This is a genomic window from Candidatus Omnitrophota bacterium, assembly GCA_016929445.1.
GTDB lineage: Bacteria > Omnitrophota > Gorgyraeia > JAFGIU01 > JAFGIU01 > JAFGIU01.
The window spans coordinates 1-12521 of record JAFGIU010000085.1 but is presented as its reverse complement, the minus strand read 5'-3'; the positions used below and the strand labels follow the sequence as shown (position 1 = coordinate 12521).

The window sequence follows — 12521 nt, the reverse complement described above, 5'->3', positions numbered from 1 at the left end:
CGCTCCTGAGGGTTGCCGGGAGGAACTTTTGCGAGGCGAGGATCGCGATTTCTCCTGTCACTGGAGCGGCGGGCGTATGCGCGTCAGTGTGCTGACACAAAAGGGCCGGCGCGCGGGGGTTTTTCGCATGGTGCCCAACAGCGTCGGGGATTTTGACTCCCTGCATATGCCTGCCGGAATCCTGCAGTCGTGGGCCTTGAAACAACGGGGTCTGCTGCTTTTTACAGGTCCCACGGGTTCGGGCAAGTCCACGACTGTGGCGTCGATGATTTCCTACATGAATCAGAACCAGGCCCGGCATATTCTGACCTTTGAAGATCCGATAGAGTTCGTTTATCAGGACGAGCGATGTATCATCAACCAGAGAGAAATCGGCACGGACTTGGAAACTTACGAAGAGGGACTCAAGCATGCCATGTACCAGAGTCCGGACGTGCTCTTTGTGAGTGATATCCGTGACGCGGCCACAGCCGATGCGGCTTTACGCGCGGCGGAAACAGGCCACTTAGTGATCGGAGTCTTGCATGCGCCCAATGCCGTTAAAGCCTTGCCCCGGATGGTCAACCTTTTCCCCCCGCATCTGCGGGAGGACGCGCGTTCCCGGTTGGGCCTGGTCCTCCAAGGGATCATGGGTCTGCGCCTGGTGCGCCGTACTTCCGGCGAGGGCCGTATCCCCGCCTGTGAGGTGCTGGTGGCCTCCCCAACGATTCGGGAAGCAATCGAGGAAGGGCGGCTGGGGGACATTACTCCACTCATGGAAGATGGAGCAGACGCGGGCATGTGCAGTTTTCGGCAATCTTTGGTCAAGCTGATTAGGGAAGGAAGTATTTCACAGGAAGAAGCCTTCTTGGCCGCGGACAGCGTTCAAGACTTACAAGTGAGCCTCTCAGGAATCAAACGATGAACCTAAATCTAAAAACACTCGCAGAGGAAATTCTCAAGGGCCGGGCCCTCAGCAAGAAGGAAGGCCTGCAAATTCTCCGAACACCTCCAAATCAGTTTAAAGACCTGCTGAATGCCTCGCTCCAAGTGCGTGAGCATTATTTCGGCCGCCGGGTCAAGGTAGCTGTTTTAAAGAACGCGCGCAGCGGCCTGTGCGGGGAGGACTGCAGCTACTGTTCCCAATCCAAGGTCTCGAAGGCCCCGATTGAGAAATACCCCATGCAGAGCTTGGATTCGTTGGTGGAGGGTGCGCGGGCCACGGTTGAGGCCGGAGCCAAGCGCTATTGTATGGTGATCAGCAATCGCGGGCCCACAGATAAGGATGTGGAGCACTTGGCCGAAGCCGCGCGCCGCATCAAACAGAAATGGAAGCACTTGGAGATTTGTTGCAGCGTGGGTTTAATTACCAAGGAACAAGTGCTGGAACTCAAAAAGGCGGGTGCGGGCTGGATCAATCACAACCTCAATACCAGCGAACGCTTTTATCCTCAAATCTGTACCACGCACACCTATGCGGACCGTTTCCGGACCCTGAGATATGTGCAGGAAGCGGGCCTCAATATCTGCAGCGGGGGCATCATTGGGATGGGCGAGGAGGACGGGGATATCGTGGACATGGCCCTCACACTCCGGCAGTTCAATGTGCGTTCTTTGCCCGTGAACACCTTGCACCCCATGGAGGGCACCCCGCTTCAGGACCAACCCCGTATGGACCCCGAGCGCGGCCTGCGCGCCCTGTGTTTGTTTCGCCTCACAAGCCCCAAGGCTGAAATCCGGGCCGCGGGCGGGCGGGAAATCACGTACACCGGCGAGTATGAAAAATGGGTCTTCTATCCTGCCAACTCCGTTTTTGCCGAGGGCTACTTGACGACCGGGGGCCAGAGCCTGAAAGAGACCTGTCAGGTGATCCGCAAGGCCGGTTTTGAGCCCGAAATCGAGCCGGAAGAAGTGGCGGTCTAAAGCCCCTTTTCCCGGACAAAAAAAGTTTTTAACTTTTCGCGGTCGTGTTTCTAAGACTCTGCACAGCAACCGCTTATCTAAGATCCTCAATTTTCCCCTAAGTGGTTGAAAACACAAAATATCAGGTACTAATAAATGATTCCATATCCTTGTAAGATCTCCCGGAAAATGGTAGTCTTCTCTTAGGGTTTGCAGAAGAACCACTTGCGATTCATTCATCCCTTCTCCAGCAGTTTCTTCTAAGCCCATTTCCAAGCAGATACGTTCATTTTTAAAAGGGGGAAGCATGGCCAAGGACTCTAAGTGCTGTGGCCTGCCCCGGAGGGGGCATTATTTAGCCTTCCGGCTGGCAGGCTTGGTGATTGCGCAAATCTTTCTTCTCACAAGTTTGGATATCAGTTGGGCCGCGCCCCAACGCTCCTTTTTTTCCAAACGCAACATTTCTCAGATTCAGACCTCAGGCCGCACGGCCGCAAATCCAACTGACATACAACACCGCAATGACTCCAGCTACAGCCGCATTGCGTCTGCGCATGGGGCCGGGCCTCTCCCCCTGGATCCGGCCAGCGTGGATCTGCCGGCTGAGCTGGGGCGTGTGGTGGAGCGCCAGATCTTTCCGGGTTCTTCGCAAGTGGTGGTCTATATCCAGGATGTGCATGCGCACCCCGAGGCCCAGGAAAATATTGCGCAGATTCTGAAGTACTTGAACCAGGCCCACGGAGTGAAGCAGGTGGCCTTGGAGGGAAGCGCGGGCCCGATCCTCACGTTCTTCTTTAGCTCTATCCCGGACGGCGGAGTGCGCCAACGCTGGGCGGAACAGGCCCTGAACCAGGCGATCATTACAGGGCCGGAAAAGGCCTCGATTGCGTGGCAGCTGCCCTTGGATTTGTACGGCGTTGAGAATCGCGAGCAATACATCGAGGACTATCTGTATTTCCGGCAAATGCACACGGTGCCTGCGGAGTGGGTGGCGGATATGGAGGCCCTGAGCGCGCAGGTGGAGGCAATCCAGGAGGCCACGCTAAGCCCCAAGGCTCTTGAGCTTTTGCGAGCGATCGCGGGCAGGGCAACCGCGGAAGGCAGTATGACTGAATACGTTCGGTTGCTCTCAGGTTTGGCCGGGGCAATGGGGCTGGACTTGGAGAGTCAGTATCCGGCCGTATGGGCCTTTGCCCAAGTTCAGAAACTGCAACCTGAACTCGAAGCAGCCCTCTATAAAGAGGAAACGCGGTCTCTGTTGGCAAGACTGATCAAGGCCCGGGCCGGCGAAGAGGGGGTACAGGATTTGATGAAGGCGGCTGCGGGCGCAGCCGGGGGACGTTTGGCGGCCGGGGAGCTGGCGGTGGTGCTGCAAGATTGGATCGCGGAAGAGGGGCTGGCGCCTTCGGAGTATCCGCAGATCCTCAAGGCCGCGGAATTCCACCGGCTTTCCGAAAAGCTGCAGCCCGAGCAAGTTCTGGCGCAGTCGCAGGAATTGGAGGCGCGCGTTTTGGCGGGCCTGCTGCGCAGCGAGGAAGAACAGCAGGTTTACGCGTTGGGCCAGAACGTGGGGCTTTTGATGAGTGTCTTGGAGGGGGATGCGGCTCCGGAAGAGTGGCGCAAGTACCAGGAGAAGCGGGCTCAGCTCGATCCCGGGCAATTGTGCAAGACAGCCGAGACCCTGGCTCAGCGCTGCGGGGTGGAGCTTTCCAAGACAGTGTGCGAGCAGGCATTGACGGCCTGGAAGTCTTGGGCCGATGGCGCCGAAGGTTTCTATCAAGTGGCCGAGGCGCGCAATGAATCTCTGGTGAGCAATACTTTGGCGTGGATGAAGGAAGGGGATGCTGTGCTTCTCACCGGCGGTTTCCACACCGAGGGCATCACCGAACTCCTCGCCCGCCGGGGAATCTCCTATGTGGTCGTCGCCCCCCGCGTCACGCAGTTTGCCGGCCCGGATCTGTATTTGGAGAGGATGTTGGCGTATGACGTTGGTGCCGCAAAGCCTCAGAACACTTTTGCCAGCGTGGCTCGTGCGGATTCCCTGGCCACGATGCATTTGTTGGCAGCAAACCCGGCATTAGATCCTGAAGGATTTGCCGGTATCATCCGACAACAGGCAGAGGTGGTGCTTGAGATGTTCGGAGAGCTATCACAGACTCAAAGAGCAATAAGGCTAAGGGAATGGCACGGCCTTCTTCGAGAGAGAATCGCAGCGGATGCGAATTCGTCCAGACCCTATTTCACAGATCCGCAGATCATTCCGCGCTATTTGCAGATTCTTTCGCAACTGGAGACAGAGCTTTGGGGATTGCCACAGCAGTTGGAATCCGCCGGGGAGAACTCAGCAAGCGTTCCCGAGAACGGCCGGCATCCTTTGATTTTGGATGGGCACCCCGAATTACTCAATGCTCCTGAGCCTGCATCCTTACCGGGGGGGCTGTTCGCCGAGTTACAAGGACTTCTGGGTTCGGACCTTACTCGAGAATCGCTTCAAGTACTCTTGGACAATTTGATTTTTGGGGGTGTTAAGGAGCCGGAGCAGGGGCAGCACTCTGAGTCCGCCAATTCCGCAGTAGATTTGTTGCAGGCGGCCGAGACTCTGGGGGAAAGCGTACGATTAATGAGTGCTTTGTCAGAGGCAGAGCTGCAGGCCACAAGTCTGTTGGTGAAATACTTGTCGGGGGATTCCGATTCAAGCGCCCTCTTGGCCCTCATAGATTTGGTCCGGACGATCAATCAATCCCTCTATTCAGACGCTCTGACCAAGGAATTTAGTGCTGAAGCTCAGGCGCTTATCATTGACTTTGTGTGGAGTCATTATCCGGAATTTTCAGAGCTCACAAATGCTGCAGTTTTTGATGAATTGGACCGCCGCCTTCAAGAGACAAGTGATCCAACAATTGAAGCAGTTCAGGATGCCTTATTCAGCGGCACCCGGCTTCTGGATCTAGTGGGCGAAGGCACTGAAGAGGAGATGGGAGGAAAGGTTGAGAGTTACTGGGATAAGGTTCTTGGCGATGAAAGGTTGGCAAAGTTTGCCCCGCCTCGACAGAGAGAGACGGAACTCGATCCTGAGTGGCAGGACTTGCTGGATTCTTTGGCCGGACACCTCAGAGACTCCCAGATTTTGACAGACCCGATGGCTCTCCTACAGGTATACAACCAGGACCTGGCCAAGATGCCCAGTGCCTTTAATCTGGTCTATGACACCAAACCGGATGCTGCTGTGCGTGTTCGAAGTGAAGACGACCTGATTCGCATCGTTCAGTTTGCGCGTGCGCATCACATCAATCTTATTCCCCGGGGTCGTGCGAGTGCGGCTTTGGGTGGGGCCATTCCTACGGACCCTTCCAAGAGGAATCTGGTGCTAGATCTTTTTGAGCTGAATTCCATCAAAGTGGAGGCGATCCAGATCGAGCCGGGGCAGTCTGATCGTATGATTCTTACTGTGGGGCCCACTGCGACCTTTGATGTCATTCAGGCAAAATTGGATGAGCACAACCGCGCTGTAGTCGATGATGCGGTGGAAGAGATTATGCGCAATGTCGTCGGTGTGGGCCTTTCCACACCGGCCGGGCAGGCCTTCAAAGAGACCTATGGTCTCGATTACGCAGCAGTGGAAGAGCTTCTGAAGCAGTATGTGCGTCAAAAAAAGAAATTAGATGATGGACTGAATAATTTTATTTTGGCTCTTCAAGGAGGGCCTGCTTCGCTGAAGCGTTTGGATGCTATTCGCGATCAAGAACTGCATCGTTTGAGTCTGGACAATCATTGCCCCAGCAATCCAGCGGGGGGTGTGGCCGGTTGGATTTCCAATGGAGAACCGGGTGTGGGTGGTTTGGGCATCAACAACTACCGCTATGGCAGTGCACTCCAAGCCATCGAGTCCATGCGTGTACTTACCGGGGCCGGAAAAATTGAAGAGCTCAAGCGCGGGGATCCGCGCCTTCAAGACTTTGTGGGCACAGGCGGTCGTTTTGGAATCATCCTCGAGGTACAGCTTCGCTTACACCGCATGCAGGGGGCGAGTCCCCGACTCGCCCGTTTTGAGAGCGGGGAGGAAGCCATGGCCTTTGTACAGGAAGTGACAAAAAAACCGGGCATGGATCCCACGCACGTGATGTACGAGCAGCACCACGGAGAGTCAGGCCCAGAGCATCAAGTGCTTCTGAATTTCGATGACGCTGAGCAGGCCCAACAGTTTGATGAGTATTTCGAAGATTATGCAAAGTCACCTCGGATCCGCAAGGTTAGTTTCTGGGCTGCCCTCAAAGGAGCCTTGACCCAGCCCGGTTTGAGAAAGATCGGTGCCCTGGGAGATCACTTTCTGTACTTCGTATTCAAGCACCAAAATTCCGTTCGACATGAGCGCATTGCGGGCTATGCAGGAATTACTCCCCGGATTGCTTCCCCGACTCTTGCTGGTTGGCAAGAGGCTTTTGACAAGTGGGACGAACGTTTACGTCCCATGAAGGCTAGGAACTTAGGCGATATGTACACGAGTGAAGTGGTCATGCCTCTGGACAGGGTTTCCGGTTACTTGGGGCAAGTGAATCGAATGACGCGTGGTTTGCGCACCCTGCGCCGCCTTCCGCGAGCGCCTGCCGCTCCGGACTTGGGCGTTGAGCTGGACACTCTAGCAGTGGCTGAACACATTTTGAGCCAGCCACTCCCTATCCTCGAATCGGATTCCGCCTTGAATGGTCTTAAAGCCTCGCTCAAAATCACGTTGGAATTTCTCCAAACTCCACTTCACCGACAAAGCCCCAATTGGAGGCAGGATCAGCTCTCTCTGCTAAACCGTCAGATTGAACTTTACAGAAAGGCAGAGCTCTTGGCTGTGGCTCAGATTTCCGAGAGCCAAGAAATCCCAGTCAGTCCGGGAAGTGATGTCTTGGTTGGAAAGCAGCGTGCCATTCAAAACATTCTCGAAGAGCTCAGGGCACTGCCAAGGGAAGGGAAATCCAATTTTAGGCCCGAGAGGCGAGGTGAGCTGATGTTGCGCTTGGAGGAGGAATTAGACAGCTACTCCATTCTTCGGTCAGAGGTCACTGGACAGACCAGGGATTGGGCGCCTCTGTTGAGGCGAGTGCCCGAAGTAACGGTTGAGAAAATGGATGCCCAGGAAATTGAGGCCGTGCTTCCGAGGGCTGCCCGCCGAGGGCGCAAATTCTTTGGCCGCAGTCGTCAAGCGGACCTTCGCATTCGGGTGAATGATGCTACTCAAATTGATTTCATTGTGCGGACAGCGCAGAGATTTGGCAGGCCCGTAGTGCTCAGCACTAATCCTCAAGCGAGTATGGGCCAGGCAGTGTCGGGAAGGGAGTATCTGTTGATTGACGTCTCCCAGATTTCTGAGATCGGGAATCCAGATGAGCTGATTCAGGGCTTAGTCCGCTACAACGAGACTCTGGAGCGACCGCAACATCTCGAGATTCATGGCAAGGCCTATGTGACTGCGGTGCACGATGCCGCAGGGAATGTCACGGGTTATGAAGCCATGGTTTCCCCGGAGTTCTTGAGCGATAGCCGGGATTTTCTCTCCTTCCATATGGATGCCGTGATTACCAAGGTCAATATGCTTGCTGCTGTCTTGTTTCATGAGGCGCGGCCTTATGGTCATGGTCTGTTCTTTACCGACTTCCTCAGAAGAGCGCTTGGGCAGGAGCACATGCATCGGCTTCAGAATGCGCGTAAGGAATACGACCCCGATAACATCATGAATCCGGGCAAGGTTACGGAAATGAAGACGCGCGGGCGCAATTTGCCTTCACGATTTGCCTTTGGTCCATTGGGTTGGACCTTAATGACGGCTTATAGATTCACCGTAATGCTGGCACCTGTGCGCAATAGCGTTATCCGCACGATTGATTGGAGCCGCAGAGTCGGTGGCAAGGAATTGGTGCGGTATGTGGAAGAGCTTTGGGCGGAGCAGGAGACCTGTATCCGGTGCAGTGCGTGTACTACCGTGTGCCCGATTGCGCAAATCATGATGAACTCCCGGGATCCTTGGCTCATGAAACGGGCCTTTGATGTGACTCCTGAGGGCCGTTTACGTTTGATGCGCAAGCATTTGTCGGGGCAGAAACTTACCTTTGATGAGCTCTTTAGTTTTGTGGCCTGCTTGCGCTGCGGTGTGGCTGAACAAGAGCATATCTGCCCGATTGGGGATCAACTGCTGGCCAATTATGGAGAAGTCTTGGGCGTGGGCGAGTCCAAAGAACTGGTTGCTTACGATGCGCTTGAACAGCAGCTGCGTGCTGAGGGATACCCCGTAGACGATGCGATCCGGCTTTTTGGAGATGCTTTGAGAAATCATCCGGGTGTTCAAATGGCTATGGAGGATTTGTACGGTGCGCGAGGAACACCCGTGGATCCCTCATCCAGCATTCACGCACCGCCGCTGAGCCAATTTCCCCAGTGGCAAGTGCATGTGGATGAAAGCATTTGTATTAACTGTACGTTGTGCGGCATTGACGACCCGAAGGTCGCGGAGCGCATTCAGCACCCTGAGGATCCGGATCGCCGGAAAATGGTCACTTTGGACGAACTCCTGAGGGCTACCGGGGGCCGCATTCCTGCGCGTTGGTTCAAAAAGCACGGAGGTACTCTCCCCAATAACCTGCCTCAAGTTCGCAATGGCGAGAGATCTCTGGAATCCGTGGGCCGCGGCATGGTGCAGAATGTTCGGCGCAACGGGAATACGGTGGAAATGGATGTTTTTGTGGAGCAAGGGCATGTGGCGCGCGCCGGGTTTGTAAGGGATTGGCGGGAGAACGCGTGGCAGACTTCTCAGGATGAAGTAAAGGGTCTTGTGCAAGAAGTGGGCCGGGTTACTGTGTCTGGAATGCAGATTGATGAAGAAGACGGAAACGTTGTTCTGGATGTTGAATTGGAGAACGGCCGCTTGGCTTGGGGTACCTTCTTGGAGATTGGCGAGGGTCGTGCCGTTAGGATTGCTGAGATTCGCCAACCTAAGAACCGGGGCCAGGGCTTTGTGGAAGTGGAGGAAGTCTTTTCCCGTGAACAAGGAACGGTGCGCGCACAGGTGGTCTTGGAAGGGGTGTCGGTTGAGGAGTTGGCGGCGCTCAGAGGGGATTCTGTACGTGTTTTGCAGAGAAATGAGCGCAAGCATGTGCGGCGATTGAGTACTGTGGGCATCCAAGGGGCGGAGGGGAGTGTTCCGCTGGTTCGCCGTTACAAAGGGGCCGCGGCTGTGGCCACGGTGAGCTTCAACGTGAGTGCGGATCAGGATTTGCCCTATCAGACTGGGGACTCCGTCGAGTTCTTTGAAGAAGTCACCCAAGTAGAAGCTCAATCCGGGGATGTGGGATGCACGGCATGTCAGAAATGTGCTAAGAACTGCCCGGCCGGAACTGTGCATGGTCTGCCGCATGGCGCGATTCATATCGAGCCGGACGAATATTTCTTGGAGCTCTGGGGTGCGGATTATGAGCCGGCAGAAATTGCTCGCATTACGGAAGAAGCGAATAGCATTACTTCGCTGAAAAGCGGAATGGGTACAGCCTCTGTGCATGCCCGGGTGCGCACCACAGCCTGGCGCCGTTGGCTCATGCGCGACCGCGAAGTCGAGATTCCTTTTAGTGCTCGAGAGCAGCATTTGCGTTTGGCCGCTGGCCTGAATCCCGCCGAAGTGGACGAAGCCCCTCCGGTCAATGAGCGATGGGCAGGTCTGAATCGTTTTGTGTTTGACCTTTCTGTGATTGTGCGTCCGACTCGCGATGGCCTGAGAGAATCCATCAGTTTTCGCCTTTCGCTGGGCCGGCGCCTGGCCTTTCAAGTTTATGACCGGCTCCGTCAAATCTTGGGAGGTCGATTTCCGGGAATGATCACGCGTATGCAGGGCGTTCATCTCAATATGCCACTTCTGTTTGAAGTGCCTGTGATTGAGGGAACGCGTTCTGCGGATGGTACCGGCCTTGCCCAGCAGCGCACCGGGGAGGTGGCGGAAATCATGGCCCGGAGTGCTTACTTGGAAGGATCCCTGGTCTTAATTGAGATTGAGGACTTTATCCGCAATTACGAAGCGCTCATGCCTTATGCGGAAAACATTTCTTTGCGCGTTCGAGGTGGATCCCTGGGGCGGGCTCTGGATGAGGTGAGGAAGCGGCAGAATGATTTCCCGGGTTTTGATACGGTTTTGGCTAAGCTGCCCATGATCGAAATTGTGGATGATGATCAGTATGGGGAGGACTCTCAAAGGTCCGTTGCCGAGGTTTTGAACCAGGCTAAGGCGCTCCAGCGTATTGTGCGGGGTTTTCCTGCGGAAGCGGAAGTCTCTCCGGCTCGATTACCCCAAATCTCTATCCTCTTGCAGCCGAGGGTTGGGACTGATCATGAAATGATTGCTCAAAGGGCTTTGGCCTTTGCTAATGCCGGGGCGGATATTTTGCACATCAAATCGCCCTTTAACGCAGCGGCAACCGATTATGAAACTGCGCGGTTAATTCCCACGGTATACGAGGCATTGAAGTCCGAAGGCAGGCACCAGCAGGTTCCGATTATTGCGAGCGGGGGTATCAAGCAAGCGGCGGACATTGGGGTGACTATGATGCTAGGGGCTACGGCCGTAGTGGCAGATCGTACTCCGCTCGTAGCGCTTGACCATGAGATGCCTCGTTTGGATCGAGAAGGACGTGAGCGCATTGAGCCGTTCAATATTGATGAGGGGGTGGAGAGGCTGCACAATCTCACCCATTCCTGGCTGGACCAATTCCAGGAAGTCTTGGGAGCATTTGGGGTGAGGGATGTCCGGCGTATTGTCGGGGACCGGGGCCGGTTGATCGATTTGAGAGAGCAAGAACTTAAACTCCACGACACCGTGACCAATCCGGATCACGCCAAGCGTTCCCAAAAAGTTAACGCGGCATTGTTGGAGGCAGAGGGGGAACTGATGCGGGCCAATACCTGGACGGCTCGCGGTTTGTTAAGGCTGGTGCGGAGTGTGGCGGAGCCCGAGGAGCGGTTGACTGTGGGTTGGGGGGAAGCCTTCCGAGTGGTGCACGAGCTCAAGGGCGATAAGCGTTGGACCAAGGATCTTCTGCAGAGCTGGTATAAGCTCGCCAGCGGTGAATGGACTTATGCGCAGCTTCGAGACCGCTACGGGACGGAACGCGTGGACACAGGGCAGGATATTGGGGCGGGAAGTTTGGATAACCTGCAATGGGTTCGGGTTCAACGCACAGACGGCGAAGGCGTGTCTCTGGGAAGGTCTGTTTCTTTAGAAGAACTGAGCGCAGAGCGCCGTCTGCAGTTCGTCAATCCAGAGACAGGTCTTATCGATATTGATGCATATGCCGAGTGGATTGACGGTCAGAAAAGGATGGAGGGGGACAGACGGGAGCCCAAACCCGTTAACCTGTCACCGGGATGGGAAAACCAACATGCTCAGCCCAAGGAAGTTGTTAAGAACGGCGAAACAGTGCGGGAACCCGCCGAGAAGATAGTTCCTCGCAGTATCCTCCATTTTGCTGATATGTCCGTGGGATCCATCGGATACAAACTGTGGTTTGCTAGAAATCTTGCGGCGGCTATTCTCCAGGCACATATGGGCAGTGGTGAGGGAGGTTTGTTGCAGAGTTTGCCCAATGTGTTTTCCACAAGAGTTGTGCCCGGGTTCCAAAAAAATACCCGTCTGATTCAATACCTTCTCAGGCGCAGTGGACGTTGGATTGCCACACAAGTGGCAACTGGGTTTTTCGGAGTCAAGGAGGATACGCTGGCGGAAGATTATGATGTGCTGGTTCTGGATGAGAACACTTGGTCTCAGTTCAAAGACTTGGATGAATTGGCTCATCGGATTCGCACGGCAAAAGAGGTGGTGATCAAGTACGGGCAAGGAGCAAAGCCTGGCTTGGGCGGAAAACTCCCGGGTTCTAAAAATAGGGAGCCTGTAAGTACTTATCGTGGAACCTCTGAAGGCATTGATTTGGACAGCCCCTTCCCCTTTCATAACGTGTATTCCATTGAAGACCACCGTAAGCATGTGGACTGGTTTAGGGCCCTCAACCCTCAAATTGTGGTCACCGGGAAAATTCCCACTCCGGTGGATACTTACCACGTGTGTAAGGGAATGGTCGAAGCAGGTGTAGACGTCATTCAAATTGACGGGACGGCCGGAGGCACAGGTGCTGCGCCACAGATCGCCAAAGACCGTATTGCCATGGCCTTGGAACAGGCCGTGGTTGATGCCCACAGATTCCTGGTGCAACAGGGGGTAAGAAATACGGTTAAGATTCGAGCTAGCGGAGGACTTCGGACCTCTCAGGATGTGCTTAAAATTATTGCATTGGGTGCTGACGAGGTTATGTTGGGAACCGGCGAAATTGTAGCCGTGGGGTGCAACCGCTGCACGGACTGTACCAAGGGCTGTGATATTGCCATCGCCAATTCCAATCAGCTGGTGGAGTCTCAGCGTGATCTTTTTGCGACCACCCAGAACATCATCAACGGACAATCCCAAGTGCTCTTTGATGTGGCGGCGAGCTTACAAGAAATGTATCAGGCAGGCCTTATCACGGAGCCCAGCACGGCTGCGCTTCGGGGCCGTTGGGATCTGATCGATCCGGATTCTTGGGGCTGGACCGAGGATTGGACGGGCATATCTCCCGCAGATCGTG

Annotated in this window: 3 protein-coding genes; all 3 read left to right on the top strand. The window is 55.0% G+C overall.

The window, feature by feature from the left end:
- A partial coding sequence (locus JW937_07020; protein MBN1587162.1) for a PilT/PilU family type 4a pilus ATPase occupies positions 1-904 on the top strand: 904 nt, incomplete at its 5' end.
- Complete coding sequence (gene bioB / locus JW937_07015) at positions 901-1902, top strand: biotin synthase BioB (GenBank protein MBN1587161.1); 1002 nt, start codon at positions 901-903, stop codon at positions 1900-1902. The genes JW937_07020 and bioB, both read left to right, overlap by 4 nt.
- Positions 1903-2188: 286 nt before the next feature.
- Positions 2189-12521, top strand: a 10333-nt coding sequence (locus tag JW937_07010; protein MBN1587160.1) for an FAD-binding protein, incomplete at its 3' end; no start/stop codon positions are given.